Source organism: Geodermatophilus sp. SYSU D01045, assembly GCF_054050295.1.
This window is the reverse complement of sequence record NZ_JBJGZB010000008.1, coordinates 121,280-140,207: the sequence shown is the minus strand read 5'-3', so window position 1 is coordinate 140,207 and position 18,928 is coordinate 121,280. Positions and strand designations below refer to the sequence as shown.

Here is an 18,928-nt window from a genome sequence, read left to right as displayed (position 1 = left end):
GGTCCTCACCTCCCCGGCAGGAGGTCGAGGTCGAGGTCGGCGAGGGCCATCTCGCCGTAGCGGTGGTCCCCCTCGGGTCGGTGCCAGACGGCCGAGACGGCGGTCGGGGTGGGCCGGCCTCCCCGGACCGTCCACCCGGTCACGGGGGTGGTCCACGGCGTCCGCACCGGACCGCCGGGCAGGTCGGCCCAGCGGTCCTCGGTCCGGAAGTCCAGGGGCCGGCCGGACCCGTCGAGGGCCACCACCGCGCTGACGGTGCGCCCGGCGTCGGTCACCGAGACGACGAACCGGTCCTCGCCGCGGTCCTCCCACCCGGTGCGGGGGTGCAGCAGCATCGCCGGGGCCAGCAGGACGGCGTCGTTCAGCCAGGTGACGAGCTCCCCGGCGTCGAACGCCGGCCCCGACCCGTCGGCCACGGTCACCAGGCCGAGCGCCTTGCCGAGCATCCGCCCGTGGCCCGCGCGATAGGTGTCCCAGCCCCACATCGGCACGACACCCCCGACCAGCAGCCGCATCCGGTACAGGCGGGCCACCTCGGCCGCGGTGTTGACCTGCCACGAGTCGGCGGGCATCCACGACCCCCCGGGCCGCAGCCGGAACCTGCCGGTGAAGTGGGCCCGCAACGACCGGGGGCGCGGCCGGCCGAGCACGCCCATCGCCTCCAGGTAGCGGACCGCGGCGGACGGCAGACCGGCGAGGTCGTCCTGGGTCACCGGCGCGGGGTCCACCCGCCCGGCGCGCAGGCCCGCGGCGGCGACCCGCCGGGTGAAGGCGGACGGCGGGCGGGCCGTCGTCCGCGGCCGGTCAGACGTGGACGTGCCCATGCGGCACCTCGCTCGGGGGGACGGGACGGGCGGCGGGCACGGCGCGCAGCAGCCGGGTGAGCAGCCACGCCCCGACGGCGCCGAGGACGCCGAAGCCCGCGATCGGGCCGGCGACCTGCGGCGGGGTGAAGGAGACCCCGGCCGCGGCCTGCAGGGCGGTGCTCAGCGCGATCGTGGGCAGCAGCAGCACGATCAGGACGAGCAGGGGGACGGCCAGCAGGTGACCCCACGGGTCGCGGCGGCGGACCAGCAGGCCGGCCAGCGCCGCGGCCGGCGCGACGACCGCCAGGTCGAGCGCGGAGGTCACCGGCGTCGTGTAGACGTCGAGCAGCTCCGGCGGCCCCCCGGTCAGCAGCGCGGTGACCAGCGGCGAGGTCCAGACGACGGCGGTCACCGCGGCCGCGGCCAGCAGGAACCGCGACAGGGCGCGGTGCGGCACCCGGGGGTCCGCGGCCAGCGCGCGCAGAGCCGCCCGGTCGGTGCCCGCGAGGGCCGACAGGAAGCCGGCCAGGCCCGTCGCCACCAGCGTCACGTAGGCCAGGAACAGCGGGTTGTAGGCGACGCCCAGGGCGTAGTTGGCGTAGACGTAGAGCAGGTACCCGAGGGCGCCGGTGAGCAGGAGCGACCCTCGCGCCGACCCCCTCCGGTGCTGCTGCCAGGCGGTGAGCACCAGCGGCACCCCGAACGCCAGCACGACGGCGTCGACGGCGGTGTTGCCGGCCGCGGTGAAGACGGTGTCGTGGGCGTACAGCCCGCTGCCCGCCAGCTCGGCGGGCTGCCCCCGCGGGGTGACCACCCGCACCGGTTCCCCGGTGGGGCGCCGGACCAGCCCGGTCGCGGCGGTCACGGCGGCGAGGGCCGCGACCAGCCCGGGCAGCCGGCGCAGTCTCGTCCTCACGGCGCGCTCCTCGTCGTCGCGGGGCCCGGTCGTCGTCGCGGGGCCGGTGTGGGAGGAGGCCGACGCTAGGGAGGCGCGGACCGGGGTGGGTCGGAGCGAAGGGCACCCGGAGTCGGGACGTAGGTCCCCCGCGCCGGCGCCCGGCGGTCCCGAGGATCGGGGGGATCCCGCCGACCGGAGAGGCTCCCCATGACCGCGCTCGACGTCCCGGCCCCCGCCTCCGCCGAGGACCTCGCCCTCGACCTGCGCTGGTGGGCCGCGGCCGACCACCTGACCGCCGCGCAGATCTACCTGCGGGCCAACCCGCTGCTGCGCGAGCCGCTGCGGCCGGAGCACGTCAAGCCGCGCCTGCTGGGCCACTGGGGCACCAGCCCGGGTCTGACCATGCTGCACGCGCTGCTCAACCGGCTGATCCGCCGCACCGGCCAGCAGGTCCTGGTGGTGACCGGCCCGGGGCACGGCGGCCCCGCCGTGCTCGCGGGTGCCTACCTCGACGGCACCTACAGCGAGGTCCACCCCGAGGTGTCGCAGGACCTCGCCGGGCTCACCCGGCTGGTGCGGCAGTTCTCGACACCGGGCGGCGTCAGCAGCCACGCCGGGCCGCACATCCCGGGCAGCATCCACGAGGGCGGGGAGCTGGGCTACGCGCTGCTGCACGCGGCCGGCGCCGCCTTCGACGACCCGGACCTGCTGGTGGCCTGTGTCATCGGCGACGGCGAGGCCGAGACCGGACCGCTGGCCGCCTCCTGGCGGCTGCCGGCCTTCCTCGACCCGCGCCGCGACGGCGCCGTGCTGCCGGTGCTGCACGTCAACGGCTGGAAGATCTCCGGGCCGACCGTCCTCGGCCGCTCCTCCGACGACGACGTGTGCGGCTACCTGCGCAGCCAGGGCTGGGACCCCGTCGTCGTCGCCGGCGACGACCCCGCTCGCGTCTTCGCCGACCTCGACGCCGTCCTGGCCGACGCGCACGCCCGCATCCGGGCGGTCCAGGACGCCGCCCGCTCCGGGCAGGAGCAGGGGGTGCCGCGCTGGCCGGCCGTCGTCCTGCGGACCCCCAAGGGCTGGACCGGGCCGCGCACGGTCGACGGCGTGCCGGTCGAGGGCACGTGGCGCTCGCACCAGGTGCCGCTGGCCGGCGTGCGGGAGAACCCCGAGCACCTCGCCCAGCTGGAGGCCTGGCTGCGCTCCTACCGGGCCGACGAGTGCTTCGACGCCGACGGCCGGCTGGTGCCCGAGCTCGCCGCGCTGACCCCGCCGGGCGACCTGCGCATCTCCGCCTCCCCCCGCGCCGGCGGGCCGCGGTACCGGGTCCGGCCGCTGCCGCTGCCCGACCTCGCCGACCACGCGCTGCCCGTCGCCTCCCCCGGCGTGCTGCACCACGAGACCACCCGCCCGCTCGGCACGTACCTGCGGGACCTGTTCGTCCGCACCGCCCGGGCCGACGGCGGCGGCGACTTCCGGCTGTTCTCGCCCGACGAGACGGTGAGCAACCGGCTGGGCGCCGTCTTCGAGGTCACCGAGCGGTGCACCCAGCTGCCGGTGCTGCCCGGCGACGAGGCGCTGGGCCCGCACGGGCGGGTGATGGAGGTGCTCAGCGAGCACCTGTGCGAGGGCTGGCTCGAGGGCTACACGCTCACCGGCCGGCACGGGCTGTTCGCCACGTACGAGGCGTTCGCGATGGTCAGCGCCTCGATGGTGGTGCAGCACGCGAAGTGGCTGCAGCAGTCGGCGCTCGAGCCGGGCCGCCCGCCGGTGCCGTCGCTGACCGTGCTGCTGACCAGCACGACGTGGCGGAACGACCACAACGGCTTCTCCCACCAGGGGCCGGGCCTCATCGACACCGTCGCGCCGCTGTCCCCCGACGTCACCCGGATCTGGTTCCCGCCGGACGCCAACAGCACGCTGGTCGTCGCCGAGGAGTGCCTGGGCAGCCGCGACCGGGTGAACCTGGTCGTCGTCGACAAGCAGCGGCACCTGCAGTACCTGGACCTCGAGCAGGCGCGCACGCTCGTCTCGGCCGGCGGTGCCGTCTGGGAGTGGGCCGGCACCGAGGAGCCCGACCGGGTGCGCACCGACATGCCCGACGTCGTCCTCTGCGCCATCGGCGACGTGCCGACGCAGGAGGTCCTGGCCGCCGCCCAGCTCCTGCGGGAGCACGTGCCGCACCTGCGGGTGCGCGTGGTGAGCGTGGTGGACCTGCTCGGCCTGCTCCCGCCCGGGGAGCACCCCGCGGCCCTCTCCCCCGAGCGGTTCGCCGACCTGTTCACCGACACCGTCGACGTCGTCGTCGCCTTCCACGGGCACCCGCGGGCGATCCACCCGCTGCTGCACGGCCGGCCCGACGTCGACCGGTTCCACGTCCGCGGCTTCACCGAGCACGGCACCACGACGACGCCGTTCGACATGGTCGTGCTCAACCGCATGAGCCGCTACGACCTCGTGCTGGAGGCGCTGCGCCGCTCCCGCCGGGTGCCCGAGGGCGGCGACGCGCTGGCCCGGCTGTGCCGCGAGCAGCTGCTCCGGCACCGCGAGCACGTCGTCGAGGCGCTCGAGGACCTGCCCGAGGTGCGCGACTGGACCTGGTCGCCCGCGACCTGACCACGGGTGCCGCAGGTCCCGCGCCGGGGGGACCTGCGGCACCGGTGTCGGCAGGGCTGTCCGGCCCAGGGTGGGGGCGTCCGGACGACGGCGCCGACGGGAGGACCCGTGACCTCCGTGCCCGAGCCGCCCCCTGCGGTGACGACGCCGGACGCGCCCCCGCGGGGCGGCGCCGACGTCCGCCCCGTGGTGGCCGGGGTCGACGGGTCGCGGGGCGGGCTCCGGGCGGCGCGGCTGGCCGCGCAGGAGGCGGCCGGCCGCCGGACGACGCTGCGGCTGGTGCTCGCCGTCCCCGGCCCCGGCGGCCGGACCCGCCCGCCGGACGAGGTGGTCGACGCCGTCGAGGTGCTCCGCACCGCGTGCGGCCTGGTGCTCGACGCCACAGCGGCGGAGCTGCGCCGTGCCCACCCCGGGCTGACGGTCGCCCCCCTGCTGGTCGACGGCGACGCGGTCGGCGTCCTGCGCGACGCCGCGACCGGCGCCCAGCTGCTGTGCCTGGGCGCCTCCGGCTCGGGCAGCGCCCGTGACCCGCTGGGACCCACCGCGGCCGCCGTCCTCCGCGCGGCGCCCTGCCCGGTCGCCGTCGTCCCGGTCCGCACCGGCCGGTCCGGTGAGCGCAGCGGCGTGGTCGCCGGGCTCGACGCCGGGTCCGGGACCGAGGCGGTGCTCGTCGAGGCGCTGCGGGCGGCGGCGCCACGCGGCACCGGCGTGGTGGCCGTGCACACGTGGGCGCGCGGGTCCGTGCTCCCGCTGTCCGCCGCCGAGCGCCTGGTCGACGACGCGGCCGCGCAGCACCGGGCCGAGGCCCTCCTCGACGACCTGCTGGCCCGCGCGGGAGCGGTCCGCGACCGGTGGCCGGACGTGCCCCTCCGCGCGGTGGTCCGCCAGGGCCGCGCGGCCGAGACCCTCCTGGCCGCGGCGCTCACCGCGGAGCTGCTGGTGGTCGGGCACCGGCGGCACGGGCCGCTGGGCCGGCCGCTGCGCCCGGTCACCTCCGCGGTGGTGCACTCCGCCGGCTGCCCGGTGCTCGTGGTGCCGCTGCCCCTCCCGCCGGCCGGGGCGGACGCCGCCGGCTGAGCGGGCGGCCGGCCGGGCTCATCGGCTCCGCTGGACGGCGGCGACGAGCTCGGCGGCGACGACGCGCAGCTTGCGGTTCCGGTGCTGCGACTCGCGGGCGAGCATCGTGAACGCCTCGTCCGCGGTGCAGCCGTGCTGGGCCATGAGCACGCCCTTCGCCTGCTCGACGACCGCCCGCGACTGCATCGCCCGGCGCAGGTGGCGGCCCAGCTCCTCGGCTCCGGCGTAGGCCGCGGCGTGGTCGACGGCGCCCGCGGCGAACCGCGCGAAGGTCTGCGCCGCCTCGAGCGCCGCGTCGTCGGACGCCCCGCCGTCGGTGCGGTAGAGGTTGAGCGAGCCGACCACCCGGTGGTCGAGCGGCATCCCGACCGACAGGACCCCCGTGACGCCGTGGCGGCGGGCCAGCGCGGCGAAGTCGCGGTAGCCCTCCTCGGTGGCGGTGTCCGGGATCGTGACCGTGACCCCGCTCGTGGCCGCGTCCGTGCAGGGGCCGAAACCGGCGTCGTACTGCCGCTCGTCCAGCTCGGCCGCGACCGGCCCGGTCACGCCGACGGTGACGGCGCCGGCCGAGCGCACCAGCGTCACCGAGGCCTCCGCGGTCCCGGCGAGGGCCGCGGCGGCCAGCTCCGCGACCCGGGTCAGCGTCGCGGCGAGCGACGAGGGGTCCAGCTCGACACGGCTGAGCTCCAGGAGGGCGTCCTGGAGACCGAGCCGCTCGCGCGGGCCGTCGTCGGCGGGCATCGGGTCCCTCCGTCCGTCGGAGGAGGCCCAGTCCACGCGCCCGGCGGTCGCGGCCGCAGTGCCGAACGTCCCGGGAGGCAGGGCCGGTCAGCCGCCGCGCCCGCGGTGCCGAGGAGCGCAGGCTCGGCGCGTGCCCCGGACCGTCGTCCTCCAGCTCGTCGCGCTGCTCGGCGTCGTGGTCGCGATCGTCGACGCGCTGCGCGACTCCGACGGCGACCTGCTCCTGCTGCTGGGCGCCGTGGCGCTCGTGCAGCTGGCCGCGCTCGCGGCCCGCGCCCGCGGCCGCTCGGCGGTCGCGCTGCGGCCGGACCTCGCGGGCTGGCTGCACCGGCAGGCGGCGGCCACCGGTGAGCCGGTGGAGCGCCTGGCCGACCGCTGCGTCGCCGCCTACCGGGCCGGCCTGACCGGGACACCGGCCGAGCGGTCGTGACCACCGCGACGGGCCGGGCGCCGGCCGCGACCGCCGTCCTCCGGCTCACCGCCGGCACGCCCGCCCCGCCCGGCCAGCTGGGCGGCAAGGGCGCGTCGCTGGACCGCCTCGTGCAGCGCGGCACCCCCGTCCCGCCGACCGCGGTGGTGACCGCGGACGCCTACCGCACCGTGGCCGCCGACCCCGGGCTGGCCGCGTTCCTCACCACCCTGCGCGGCGGGGCGCCGGTACCGGCCGCCGAGGTCGACGCCGCCTTCCGCGCCGTGCCGGTGCCGCCCGCGCTGGCCGCCGCCGTCGTCGCCGCCGCGCGCGAGGTCGCGGCCGGCCGTCCCCTGGCGGTGCGCTCGTCGGCGACGGTCGAGGACATGGCCGCGGCCTCGTTCGCCGGCCAGTACCGCTCGTCGCTCGACGTCGACCCGGAGGCGGTCCTCGACGCCGTCCGGCTCACGTGGGCCTCGCTGTGGCACCCCGCCCCGGTCGCCTACCGGCGGGCGTGGGGCATCTCCGACGGGGACGTGGCGATGCCCGCGGTGCTCATGCGGATGGTGCCCGCCCGCTCGGCCGGCGTGGTGTTCACCGTCGACCCCGGCGGCGCTCCCGACCGGGTGCGGGTGGAGGCGGTGCAGGGCCTCGGCGAGTCGCTGGTCTCCGGCGCGCGCACCCCGGAGGTGTTCCTGCTGCCGCGCGGCGGCGACCCGGACCCCGCGCTCCCCGTCGCGGTGCGCGAGGCGACCGCGCTGGCCCTGCAGGTGGAGCGGGACGAGGGCCGGCCCCAGGACGTCGAGTGGGCGTGGGACGGCACGCGGACCTGGGTGGTCCAGGCGCGCCCGATCACCACCGGGCCCGCGCGTACCGACGACGGCTGCGACACCGCTCCCGACGACGACGAGCTCACCACCGAGGGCATCGGCGAGACGCTGCCGGGCCTGCTCCCTCCGTTGGTGTGGGACGTCGCCTCGTTCCTCGTCGAGGAGGCACTGCGCGAGGTCCTCGGCAGGCTGTGGGGGCTCCCGGCCGACCGGACCGGCCCGCACGAGCTGGTGCGCCGGGTCCGCGGCCGGGCCGCCCTCGACCTGGACCTGATGCGGGCCGCGGCCCGGGCGGTGCCCGGCGGCTCGGAGGCCGAGCTGGAGCGGCAGTACCTCGGCGCCCCGGTCTCCGGTGCCGCCGTCCCCGGTGCCGCCGTCCCCGGTGCCGCCGTCCCCGGTGCCGCCGTCCCCGGTGCCGCGACGGGACGGCGGGCCCCGTGGTGGCGCACCGCGCGGCTGCAGCTGCGGGCCGGCACCGCCCGCCGCCGCGCGGCCGTCGAGGCCGGCGTCGTCCTGGGTGCTGCCGACGCCGTGCTGGCCGACCCGCCCGCGCTCGCCGACCTCGACGCCGCCGGGCTGCTGGCCTACCGCCGGCGGCTGGTCGACCTCGGCGCCCGCGCGACGACCGTCGAGCTCGCCGTCGCCTCCGCCGCCGTCGCCGCCTACCGGGAGCTGGAGGCCCGCCTCGCCGGGCACCTCGGGGAGGAGTCCGCGGCGGCCTGGGCCCAGCGGGTGACCGGGGGCGGCGCGACCGGCCGCGACCGGTCGCCGGCGGCGTCCCGGTCGGTGTTCGCCGGCCCGACCTGGGCCGAGACCGGGCAGGCGGCCGTCCCCGCCCCGCCCTCGCGCCGGGAGGAGCGGGACGCCGCCCGCGCCGCGCTCGAGGAGGACCTGCGCAGCCGCCCGCGGTGGCGGCGGGTGCGCGTGCTCACCGGCCAGCTGGTCGACGTCCGGATGCACGTGCTGCGCCGGGAGGTCACCGACGCCACCGCGGGGCTGACCCGGCGGGAGGACGTCAAGGCCGCCGTCCTCGCCGTCGGCGGCGAGGTCCGCCGGGCGCACCTGGAGGCCGGCCGCCGGCTGACCGCCGCCGGGGTGCTGGCCCGCGCGGAGGACGTCGACCTGCTGCGCGACGCCGAGCTGGGCCCGGCGCTGGACGGCGCTCCCCCGCCGCCGGCCGAGCTGGCCCGCCGCCGCCGGTGGCTCGACCAGCGCGCCGCGGACCCGCCCCCGCCGCTGCGCTGGACCGGCGTGCCCGCGCCCGCCCCGGCCGCGGTGCTCCACGGCGACCGCCTGTCCGGCTGGGCGGCGAGCCCGGGACGGCACACCGGCCGGGCCCGCGTCCTGACCGAGCCGCGGCCGGAGCTGCTGGCCGAGGGCGAGGTGCTCGTGGCCGCCGCGACCGACGCCGGGTGGTCCCCGGTGTTCCTGCGCGCGGGCGCGATCGTCGTCGAGCGCGGCGGGCCGCTGTCGCACGCGGCGATCGTCGCCCGCGAGCTCGGCCTGCCGGCCGTGCTCAACCTGCCCGGTGCCGCGGCGGTGCTGGACGGGCGCACGGTCACCGTCGACGGCGACACCGGCACCGTGCTGCTGCACCCCGACGGGGAGCCGGCGTGAACCCCCGCCGGGTCCGCGAGGACTGGTGGGACGACGCCGACGTCGACCGCGCGCAGATCTTCGTGCCGGCGATCCTGGGCGCCGGGCTGCTGATCTCGGGCGTCACCCTGCTCCGGGACGCGCTGCACGGCCGGCACCGGCGCGGCCGCGACCGCGAGACCGAGCTGCACGCCCGCGCCGCCGCGGCGTTCGTGCGGACCGGCGCGCCGCCCCACACCGCCCTCGCCGCCGGCCTGCGGCCGCGGGTGCACTACCTGCTCCTGACCCTCACCGCGGGCGGACTCGCCGTCTACGGCGCCCGCGGTGCGACCAAGAACTACGCGCCGGAGACCGGCATGTTCGCCGGGACGGCGTGGCTCTACGCGCTGCTGCTGCTGCTCGTCGCCGGGCTGGGCGCGGTCGCCACCTGCGCCGCCGTCGCGCTGGTCACCTGGCCCGACCCGCCGGCCCGGCTGCGCCCGCTGCTGGCCGGCACGCCCCTCGGGCAGCGGCCCGGCGACGGCACCCGCCGCGGTGTGCTGCTGCTCGGCTGGGCCGCGGTGCTCACCGCCGCCGCCGCGGTGCAGTTCGTCTTCACCACCGCCGGGGCGCCGCAGCTGCTGGCCGAGATCGACGACGAGGTCGGCCGCCGCAGCGACGCCCTGCTGCCCTGGGACGTGCTGGGCAGCGTGCCGGTCGCGGTCGGCCTGGCCGTGCTCGTCGGCCTCGTCGGCCGGCGCTGCGCCGTGTTCTCGCTGGGCGTGCTGGCCGTCACGGCCGCCGTCCTGGTCGCGCAGGCCGTGGTGGCCGACCGGCTGGAGCGGGCGTACCCGCCGGACGGTCCCCTGGCCGGGCTGACCGGGTCGCTGCCCAGCGCGCCGGTCGTGCAGGCCACCCTCCTCGCCGGCTTCCTGCCCCTGGCCGTGTACGCCCGCACCCGGCGCCGCGGGCCCGCCCTGGCGGTGCTCGCCGTCACCGCCGCCGTGCTGGCGGTGGTGGTCGTCGACGTGGTGCGCAGCCGCTCCGCGTGGCCCTCCGACGCCGTGGCCGGGGTGCTGGCCGGCGCCGCCGTCGTCCTCGCGTCCTGGTGGGCGCTGGAACGGACCCGGTGGCACCGCGGGTGCTCCGGCTGCCCGTGGGAGGCCCCGGCCGACACCGCCGCGGGGCCGGGCCTGCTCCGGCTCCGCCCGGACGAGGAGACCGCCGTCCGCCGGCTGGCGCGCGGCTGGCTGCTCGGCATGGTCACGCTGTTCACCTCGCTGGCGTTGGTCGAGGGCCTGCCGGTGGCACCCGAGGGTTCGGCGATCGGGCCCTCCCTCAGCCGGTGGCTGCAGCTGCTGCTCCTCGGCCTGGCCGCGGCGGCGCTGCTGGTCGCACGCCGGTGGCAGGCCGTCGGCGCCGTGCTGGCCGCCGTCGCCGGCACCGGGCTGGCCGTCTTCGCCGCCACCACCTACCAGCCGTGGGTCAGTGTGCTCATCGGGGTGGCGTTCCTCGCGCCGGCGGTCGGCCTCTGGCTGGCCTGGCAGCACCGCCGCACGATGCGCTCGGTGGTGACCCTGGCGATGGTCACCGGGCTGCTCCTCGCCGGCACCACCGGGGCGGCCGCGGAGGTCCACGACCGCCTCTTCGGGCCGCTGCACCCGCGCTCGGCGGCGCTCGCGCTGCCGGTCGAGTCCGTGGAGTGGGCCTGGTCGGGCGGGGTCACCTCGAGCGGCGCGCGGGTCGTGGCCCTGCTCGACCGGCCGGACGCGCGGGAGGCCCGGCTGGTGGTCGAGCCCGAGGACGGCGGGCCCGTGGTGCGCTCGGCCGCGGTGGCCCCGTCGGCCGACGGCGTCGTGCGGCTGTCCGTCGACGGGCTGACGCCGGCCACCACCCACCACTGGACCGTCGAGGTCGACGGCGACCCCGACGGCTCCCGCGGCACCGGGCGGTTGACGACGATGCCGGAGGGGCCGGCCTCGTTCACGCTCGCGGTCGCCTCCTGTGCGCGCACCGGCTCCAGCGGCGCGGTGTTCGACGCGGTCCGCGCCGTCGACCCGCTGCTGTTCGTGCACACGGGCGACCTGCACTACTCCGACGTCCCCGCCGACGGTGACGCGGCCGCGTTCGGGGAGCGCTACACCCGGGTCCTCACCGCTCCCGCCCAGGCGGCGCTGTACCGGGCGGTGCCGGTGGACTACGTGTGGAGCGACCACGACTACGGCGGGGAGAGCGCCGACGCCGGCTCCCCCACCCGGGACGCCGCGCGCGCGGCCTACCGCGCGTACGTCCCGCACCACGTCCTCGCCGAGGGCGGCGGCGGGTCCATCGCCCACGCCTTCACCGTCGGGCGGGTGCGGGTCGTCGTGACCGACACCCGGTCGGAGCGGACGGCCACGTCGATGCTGGGCGCGCGACAGCTGGCCTGGCTCGAGGAGGAGCTGGTGACCGGCAGCCGGTCGCACGCCGCCGTGCTCTGGGTGAACCCGGAGCCCTGGGTCGCCCCGGACGAGTCCGGCCGCGACGACTGGGGCGGGTACGCCGCCGAGCGCCGGCGCATCGCCGACACCCTCGCCGCGGCGGACGTCGCGAACCTCGTCATGGTCAGCGGGGACGCGCACATGGTGGCCGTCGACGACGGCACCAACACCGACTTCAGCACCGCCGGCGGTGCCGGGTTCCCGCTGCTGCACGCCGCGGCGCTGGACTCGCCGGGCAGCGTCAAGGGCGGGCCGTACAGCGAGGGCGCGTTCCCCGGCGCCGGGCAGTTCGGGACCGTGACCGTCACCGACGACGGCGGCGACACCGTCGGCGTCGAGCTCGCCGGCCGGGACTGGCGCGGGGACGTGCTGGTGTCCCTCAGCGTGACGCTGCCGGCACCGGGGTGACCAGCGCGGCGAGCTGGGCGCGCAGCGCGGCGGTCAGGACCGGCAGGTCGGGCACCCGGTCGGGGTCGGCGACCGCGGTCACGGTCAGGGTGCCGGCGTAGGACAGCGCGTCGAAGGAGACGGTCACGTTCCCGGCCTCGCCGGAGGCGATCGGCAGCACCTGCTCGACCGGCCGCCCGGCGAGGCCCAGCGGGGTCGGCGGTCCGGGCACGTTGCTGACCAGGGTGTGGAACCGGTGCTGGTGGCGCAGCCACCAGCGGTAGGCACCGGTCGCGGCGAGCAGCCCGAACAGCGACCCGAGCAGCGCGGTCAGCGGCGGGCCGGTGGCCGCGTCGCGGGCCCGCCGGACCGTGCCCGCGAACCGGCGCAGCCGCTCCTGCGGGTCCCCGGCGGCCGGGACGGCGACCACCAGCGGGGTGGTCGCGTTGCCGAGCTCGGTGACCCCGGCCGCCCGCCGCCCGGTGACGACGACGGTGACCGCCACCGGGTCGACCGACTCGCCGCGGCCCTCCAGCAGGGCGCCGAGCGCGCCCGCGACGGCGACGAGCAGCGCGTCGTTCACGGTGCCGCCGGCCCGGTGGGCCGCCGCCCGCAGCGGCTCGAGCGGCACCTGCACCGCCGCCGTCCGCCGCCGGGGCCCGGTGCGCGCCAGCAGGCTGCACGGTGCCGCCCGGGCCGGGCGGAGGCCACCGGCCGACCGGCCCGCGTCCCGCACCAGCCGGACCGCCGCCGGCAGCCGGGCCACGGCCCGGGCGCGGCGGCGCCAGGCGTCGGCCGCGAGGGACCGGTAGGGCGGCAGCAGGCGGGGCGGCGTGCGATCGGGCGGCGGGCCGCCGTCGGCGAGGGAGGCCAGCAGTGCCAGCCCGCCGATCCCGTCGGCGAGCACGTGCGACAGCACGACGACCACCGCGCTGCGCCCGCCGGGCAGGTCCGGGACGACGACGGCCGCCCAGCCGGGCCGGCCCGCCGGGAGCGGGGTGGCCACCAGCTCGGTGGCGAGGTCGAGCAGGCCCTGGTCGTCCGCGGGGCCCGGCACGGTGCGGACGTGCGCCGCCGGGTCCGGGCGCGGCTCGTCCACCCAGACCGGCCGGCCCGCGCCCGGGGGCACCCGGACCAGCCGCTGCCGCAGCCGCCGCACCCCGCCCAGTCGCTCGGCCACGACGTCGGCCAGGTCCCCGCTTCCGACCCCGTTCCCCGGGCCGAGGACGAGCAGCGCGCCGAACTGCATGGGCGCGCCGCCGCGGCCGAGCGCGCGCATACCCAGGTCCTCCGCGCTCGCCCGGAGCACGGGGCCGGTCACCGCTGCGGGACGGCGAGGCCGCGGCCGCCCGGGACGGCGGCGACCACCCGCCGGGCGAGCCGGTCCATCACCGCCTCCTCGTCGACGGGGACGGCGAGCACGCGCACCCCCGCGCCGGCCAGCCGCTCGCTGGGCGCGCCGCCGGTTCCCGGGACGGGCCGCAGCGGCAGCAGCCGGGCGCACACCCGCTCGCGCAGCTCCGCCGAGTTCCGGCCGACGCCCCCGCTGAACACGACGGCGTCCCAGGTGTCCAGCGTCGTCGCCGCGCCGGCCCCGGCCATCGCGACCGACCGGACGAGGACCCGGAGGGCGAGGTCGGCGGCCCCGTCGCCCGCGGCGAGCAGCTCCCGGACGTCGGTGCGCCCGCCGGAGAGCCCGGCCACGCCGGACCTGCGGTGCAGCAGCTCGCGGACGGCGGGCACCGACCCGTCGGCGAGCTCGACCAGCCGCAGCACCACCTCCGGGTCGAGGTCCCCGCTGCGGGTCAGCGACGGGATCCCGCCCGCCGGGCTCAGGGCCATGGTGGTCGAGCGTGGCCGCCCGTCCTGCACCGCGCTCACGCTGCAGCCGCTGCCCAGGTGGACGACGACGGCGCCGCCCAGGCCCGGGAGGAGGTCGACCACGCTCTGCACCGCCAGTCCGTGGAAGCCCCACCGCCGCAGCCCGGCGGCCCGTGCGTCGGCCGGGAGCGGCAGGGTGACCGCCTCGTCGGGCAGGTCGGCGAAGAACCCGTCGTCGGGGACGAGCACCACCTCGGCCCCGGGCCAGCAGGTGCGGGCCTCGTCGAGGACGGCCAGCTGCCGCGGCAGGTGGAGGGGGTCCAGGTGCGCCTCGGCCCGCAGCCGGTCCACCAGCGCCGGGTCGGCGCGGCGCGGCCCGGTCAGCAGCCGGCTGCCGTGGACCACGCGGTGGGCGACGACGTGCGGGTGCAGGCCGCGGCGGGCCAGCACGTCGGCGACCTCGGGCAGCGCGCCGGCCCAGCCGCCGGGCAGCCGGGCGCGCTCGACGGAGGAGCCGGTGCCGGTGACGGTGACGTGCGCCGGCTCGCCGCCCGGCCCGTCCCGCAGGCCCGCGATCTCCACGTGCACGCGGAGGTCGGGGGCGCGGACGGCGGCCTTGAGCGAGGACGAGCCGACGTCCAGGGACAGCACGACCGGCGGGCCGGCCGCGGCGGGCGGGGAGGGCACGGACCGAGGCTCCCGGGGCCGGGTCAGGGGCCGGGAGGGCCGAACGACCCGGCCGGGGCGCGGGAGGTCACGACCGGCTCGAGCAGCACCACCGGGTCTGCGGGCGGGACGACCACGCGGGGGAAGGCGGCCCGGTAGGCGCGGACGGCGTCCTCGCGGCCGGGCGTTCCGGGCCGCAGCAGCCGGGCGCGGAAGGCCAGGACGCGCCCGCCCCGCCGGACGCTGACGGGCCGGGGCCCGCCGTCGAGGTTCTTCCACCACGTCTTGCCGGCCGCGCCGCCCACGAGGACGACGAGGTCGTCGCCGGCCGGCGCCACCATCACGGGCAGCTCGTACCGCCGGCCGGTGCGGCGGCCGGTGTAGCCGAGGACGACGAGGTGCTGCCCGAGCACGCGGTGCGCCGGGCCGCGGGCGAGCGCGCGCACGACCGGGCCCAGCACCCGGTGGCGGACCGCCACGACGGTCTCAGCCGACCAGCCGCTCGAGCGCGGTGGCGGCGAGCAGCCGGGCCCACCACGGCCGCCGGACGCGCGCCGTCGGACGGGTGCGCCGCCAGAGGCGCCGGGCCGGCCGGACGGCCATCGCGCCGCCCTTCATGCTCACCCAGCCGCCGGGGCCCATCGTCACCTTCGCGACGGCCCCGCTCGGCCGCCGCGCGAGACGGGACGCCACCGCGACCGCACCGAGCACGACCTCGGCGGTGGTGACCACGCGGGTGACGTCGACGACGGGGTGCCACCGCACCCGGCCGTCGCGCACCTCGAACGCGCCCAGCGGCCGGGCGCCGGCCATCTCCGCGGCGGGGCGCCGCCCGGTGCGGGGGTCACCGGTGCTCGCGGTGTGGCTGGTCGACCGCGACGCGGTGATCACCGTGGCGCCGTCCCGTTCCACGGGCGTCCCGAACGCCGTGCTGTCGCTCACCGGTGCGGTGCTGTCGGTCATGGGTCCTCCCCGGTCGGTCGTCGGGTCGACCGTCACACCCGCGGCCCGGTCACCCCCCGGGGTCGGAGGTCCCGGGTCCGGGGACCTCCGACCCCGGGTCACCGGGCCGTCGGAGCACCTCGTGCCGCCCGCACCCCGTCCCACGCGGCGGACACGGCGGCGACCGCGCGGTCGACGTCGGCCCCCGTCGTCGTGGCGTTGGACACCGACACCCGCACCAGCCGCCGGCCGTGCCAGGTGGTCGCGCCCATCCAGGCCTCGCCCGACCGCTGCACCGCCGCGACCACCGCGTCGGTCGCCGCGTCGTCGCCGAAGCCGAGCAGCACCTGGTTGAGGACGACGTCGTTCGCGACCTCGACCCCGTCGAGCTCCGCCGCCCGCTCGGCGAACCGGCGGGCCAGCGCGCAGCACCGGTCGACCAGCCCGGCGACGCCGCTGCGCCCCAGCTCCCGCAGCGCCGCCCAGGTGGCGAAGCCCCGCGCCCGCCGGGAGGACTCCGGCACGAGGTCGCTGGGCGACCGCACGCCGTCCTGCCCCTGCCCCGTGAGGTACGCCGCGGTGAACGACATCGCCGCCCGGTGGGCCGCGGGGTCGGTGCACAGGACGTAGCCGCTGTCGTAGGGGACGTTGAGCCACTTGTGCCCGTCGGTCGCCCAGGAGTCGGCGGCGGCCAGCCCGGCGACGAGGTGCCGGGTGGCCGGGGAGGCCGCGGCCCAGAGCCCGAACGCGCCGTCGACGTGCACCCAGGCGGCGGCGCGGTGCGCCACCTCGACGGCGCCGGTGAGGTCGTCGCAGGCCCCGGTGTTCACGTTGCCGGCCTGCAGGCAGACCACCCGGGGTCCCGGTGGCAGCCCGGCGAGCGCGCCGGCGAGCGCGGCGACGTCGATGCGGCCCTGGCCGTCGGCGGCCACCGGGACCACCGCCCCCGAGCCCAGGCCGAGCAGCCGCAGCGCCCGGTCGATCGTCGCGTGCCGCTCGACGGAGGCGACCACCCGCACGGCCGGCGCGCCGGTCAGGCCGTCGCGCTCCACGTCCCACCCGGCGTTCGCCAGGACCCGGTGCCGGGCCGCGGCGAGCGCGACGGTGTTGGCGGCCTGACCGCCGGTGACGAAGCCGACGGAGACGCCGGCCGGGAGCCCCAGCAGGTCCGCGAGCCAGGCGCCGGTCACCTCCTCCACCGCCGCGGCCGCCGGGGAGGTGACGGCGTTGAACGCCGGCTGGTCCCAGCCGACGGCGAGCACGTCCGCGGCCGTGGCGGCCGGCAGCGCGCCGCCGACCACGAACCCGAAGTACCGCGGGCCGGTGGTGGCCACGAGGCCCGGCTCCACCGCCGCGACGAGCTCCTCGACCACCCGGGCGGGGTCGGTGGGCCCGTCGCGCAGCGACCCGAGGGCCGCCCGCACCGCGGGGGCGACGTCGGGCGGGGGCGCCACCGGCGCGTCCGGTACCCGCGCCCGGTAGGCCGCCACGCGGGCGGCCGCGTCGGCGAGCAGCGCGGCGAGATCGGCCACGGCGGGGTCGGCCACGGCGGGATCGTGCCACCGGACGGGGCCCGCCGGGAGGTCCCTGCGGCCTAGCGCCGGGGCCCGCGCAGGCGGAGCAGGGCGAGGAGCGCGGTCACGGTCCCGACGATCCCGCCGACGATCCCGAGCCAGAGGACCACCCGGACGGTGACCTCCCAGCCGGGGCCGAGGTCGAACGGGAAGACCTGCAGCACGCGCACCGTGGCGACCAGCCCGACGACCGTCGTCACCAGCGTCCCCGCGGGCACCGACCCGCCACCGGGCCGCGCCAGCTGCACGAGTCCCACGACGATCCCGGCGACGAGCACGGCGTCGACGTACGGCAGGACCCGGGTCGTCTCGTCGGTGAGGAAGGGCACGACGTCCCACCCCGGCCACACGTGGATCAGCAGCAGGAGCACCGCGTCGGCCAGCACGGTGGCGGCGGCGCCGGCGCGGCGGCCGGCCGTCGACGGCGGGCGGGTCCGCAGATCGGTCACGCCCCCGATGCTGGGAACGCCGGGGCCGCCTCCCCAGGGCCGGAGGTCGGCAGGGGGCGGGACGTACGGACGAGGCCGCCCGGGTCAGCGGACGCCGGCCCAGAGGGCGCGCTCGGCGGCGTACGGGTCGTCGACGACGGCCGGCTCGACGTCGAGGCGCATGACCGCCCGCCGGTCGAGGTCGTAGCGCGGCCAACCCGGGTCGCCGTCCGCGGCGAAGCGGACCCAGGCGCCGTGCACCGTGTCGGCGAGCTCCTGCGGCGGGGCGTCCCCGAGCGCGCCGCCCATCATCTGCGGCTCGCCGAGGGTGTCGAAGACGAACGGGATCTCCAGGGCGTGGCAGGCACCGAGCCGGCCGCCCAGGATCGGCGAGGGCCAGGCGAACTCGTACGCGTACGTGGCCCCGGGCGCGGGGGCGTGCGCGTCGGCCAGCCGGAGGGCGGGGACGCGGACCCACCAGTCGGTCATCACCGCCGCCAGCACGTCGCCCGGGCGGCGGGCGGGGTCGGCGGCCCGGTAGTGCCGCAGCGCCGACTCCGGGTCCAGCCCGTACGCGGCGATCGACCAGGAGCCGCCGGCCTCCGCCGGCGCGACGAGGACCTCCTCGGTGACCTGGTCGACGAAGCCGCCCAGGACCGGGCCGAACCGCCAGTCGTCGGCGTTCGTGCCGACCAGCACGTCGACGTCGCCGCCGGCCCCGGCGGCGATCCGGTCGATCGGTGGCGCGGGGAGGACGTCCCCGTCGACGACCGGGTGGAACGGCATGGTGCTGGTCGCGACCTCCGTGCCCCACCGCGCCGGGTCGGGATCCGCCAGCACCTCGGCGTCGACCTGCGCCTGGGCCTCGAGCAGCCGGTCGACCGGCACCCGCGCCACCGCCTCGCGGGTGGCCGGGACGCCGAGCACCGCGGCGAGCCGGGCGCCGACGCGGGCCGCCTCCGCGGCGGGGACCACCTGGTGCGCCGCGCCGCTCTGCAGGACCGCGCCGCGGAACAGCCCCTCCGCCCGCGGCATCGACAGCAGGTCGCCGATCGCCATGGCCCCCGCGGACTCGCCGAAGACGGTGACGCGCCCGGGGTCCCCGCCGAACGCGGCGATCTCCTCCTGCACCCACCGCAGAGCCGCCACGTGGTCGAGCAGGCCCAGGTCCGCCGCGTCGTCGTCCTCCCCCAGGTACAGGAAGCCGTCGGCGCCGGTGCGCCAGTTGATGGTCACGCAGACGACGCCGTCACGGGCGAACCGGCTGCCGTCGTAGCTGCCGCCGGAGCTGTAGTGGAAGGCCCCGCCGGGGCTCCACACCACCACCGGCAGCCCTGCCGCCCCGGGGTCGGGCGTCCAGACGTTCAGGTTCAGGCAGTCGTCGCCCATCTCGGCCGGGTCGAACAGCAGCCCCGTCGGGTCGTCGCGGGGGAACCGCGGCTGGGGCGGCTCGGGACCGAGGACGGTGGCGTCGCGGACGCCGGCCCACCGCTCCACCGGCTGCGGCGGCCGCATCCGCAGCGGCCCGACGGGCGGTGCCGCGTAGGAGATGCCCAGGAAGGCGCACACCCCGCCGGCCGCGGTGCCGCGCACGCGCCCCCGGCGGGTCTCGACGATCGGGTCCACGACGACCTCCTCCGCTCAGGTCGGCATCGTCGCCGCGGCGGCCGGCGGCCCC

General features: G+C 78.9%; 15 protein-coding genes. 5 read left to right on the top strand and 10 right to left on the bottom strand.

The features are described 5' to 3' along the window. Window positions 1-5: 5 nt before the first annotated feature. Together ACI798_RS08805 and ACI798_RS08800 are read right to left on the bottom strand one after the other, a co-directional pair. The gene (locus ACI798_RS08805; RefSeq protein WP_457047724.1) at window positions 6-824 is read right to left on the bottom strand and encodes a DUF6544 family protein; all 819 of its coding nucleotides are present in this window, start codon (window positions 822-824) and stop codon (window positions 6-8) included. Next, window positions 805-1,722: a hypothetical protein gene (locus tag ACI798_RS08800; RefSeq protein WP_457047723.1), complete on the bottom strand. Its 918-nt coding sequence runs from the start codon at window positions 1,720-1,722 to the stop codon at window positions 805-807. The genes ACI798_RS08805 and ACI798_RS08800 overlap by 20 nt, the downstream gene beginning before the upstream one ends. 189 nt (window positions 1,723-1,911) lie before the next feature. Here ACI798_RS08800 and ACI798_RS08795 point away from each other — a divergent pair, with 189 nt between their 5' ends. Continuing rightward, window positions 1,912-4,320: a phosphoketolase family protein gene (locus ACI798_RS08795; protein ID WP_456939246.1), complete on the top strand. Its 2,409-nt coding sequence runs from the start codon at window positions 1,912-1,914 to the stop codon at window positions 4,318-4,320. Between the two features lie 108 nt (window positions 4,321-4,428). Continuing rightward, the gene (locus ACI798_RS08790) at window positions 4,429-5,397 is read left to right on the top strand and encodes a universal stress protein (protein ID WP_457047722.1); all 969 of its coding nucleotides are present in this window, start codon (window positions 4,429-4,431) and stop codon (window positions 5,395-5,397) included. Between the two features lie 18 nt (window positions 5,398-5,415). Here ACI798_RS08790 and ACI798_RS08785 read toward each other — a convergent pair whose 3' ends face one another. Next, entirely contained in the window at window positions 5,416-6,138 is a 723-nt protein-coding gene (locus ACI798_RS08785; protein WP_457047721.1) for an ANTAR domain-containing protein, read from the bottom strand. Window positions 6,139-6,268: 130 nt separating this feature from the next. Here ACI798_RS08785 and ACI798_RS08780 point away from each other — a divergent pair, with 130 nt between their 5' ends. Genes ACI798_RS08780 through ACI798_RS08770 form a run of 3 tightly spaced genes read left to right on the top strand, consistent with a single transcriptional unit; the run spans window position 6,269 to window position 11,840 of the window. Then, a complete protein-coding gene (locus tag ACI798_RS08780; RefSeq protein ID WP_456939249.1) occupies window positions 6,269-6,568 on the top strand; it encodes a hypothetical protein in 300 nt (99 codons plus the stop codon). Then, window positions 6,565-8,994 carry a PEP/pyruvate-binding domain-containing protein gene (locus ACI798_RS08775; protein WP_457047720.1) on the top strand — a complete coding sequence of 810 codons (2,430 nt, stop codon included), beginning with the start codon at window positions 6,565-6,567 and terminating at the stop codon, window positions 8,992-8,994. The genes ACI798_RS08780 and ACI798_RS08775 overlap by 4 nt, the downstream gene beginning before the upstream one ends. After that, entirely contained in the window at window positions 8,991-11,840 is a 2,850-nt protein-coding gene (locus ACI798_RS08770; RefSeq protein ID WP_457047719.1) for an alkaline phosphatase D family protein, read from the top strand. Before ACI798_RS08775 ends, ACI798_RS08770 begins: the two co-directional genes overlap by 4 nt. Here the strand turns inward: ACI798_RS08770 and ACI798_RS08765 are convergent. The 7 genes from ACI798_RS08765 to ACI798_RS08735 form a co-directional block, all read right to left on the bottom strand. Beyond that, a complete protein-coding gene (locus tag ACI798_RS08765; protein WP_457047718.1) occupies window positions 11,812-13,098 on the bottom strand; it encodes a wax ester/triacylglycerol synthase domain-containing protein in 1,287 nt (428 codons plus the stop codon). The genes ACI798_RS08770 and ACI798_RS08765 overlap by 29 nt on opposite strands. Before the next feature lie 38 nt (window positions 13,099-13,136). Beyond that, complete coding sequence (locus ACI798_RS08760; protein WP_457047717.1) at window positions 13,137-14,327, bottom strand: hypothetical protein; 1,191 nt, start codon at window positions 14,325-14,327, stop codon at window positions 13,137-13,139. A gap of 23 nt (window positions 14,328-14,350) precedes the next feature. Continuing rightward, complete coding sequence (locus tag ACI798_RS08755) at window positions 14,351-14,785, bottom strand: nitroreductase/quinone reductase family protein (protein ID WP_456939254.1); 435 nt, start codon at window positions 14,783-14,785, stop codon at window positions 14,351-14,353. A 7-nt stretch (window positions 14,786-14,792) separates the two neighbouring features. Continuing rightward, window positions 14,793-15,269, bottom strand: coding sequence for a hypothetical protein (locus tag ACI798_RS08750; RefSeq protein ID WP_456939255.1), 477 nt, complete (start codon window positions 15,267-15,269; stop codon window positions 14,793-14,795). A gap of 98 nt (window positions 15,270-15,367) precedes the next feature. Beyond that, window positions 15,368-16,795, bottom strand: coding sequence for a pyridoxal phosphate-dependent decarboxylase family protein (locus tag ACI798_RS08745; RefSeq protein ID WP_457047716.1), 1,428 nt, complete (start codon window positions 16,793-16,795; stop codon window positions 15,368-15,370). A 47-nt stretch (window positions 16,796-16,842) separates the two neighbouring features. After that, window positions 16,843-17,271 (bottom strand): hypothetical protein, encoded by a 429-nt coding sequence (locus tag ACI798_RS08740; protein ID WP_457047715.1) that lies wholly within the window; start codon window positions 17,269-17,271, stop codon window positions 16,843-16,845. Window positions 17,272-17,355: 84 nt separating this feature from the next. Then, window positions 17,356-18,876 carry a carboxylesterase/lipase family protein gene (locus ACI798_RS08735; RefSeq protein WP_457047714.1) on the bottom strand — a complete coding sequence of 507 codons (1,521 nt, stop codon included), beginning with the start codon at window positions 18,874-18,876 and terminating at the stop codon, window positions 17,356-17,358. Window positions 18,877-18,928: the final 52 nt, after the last annotated feature.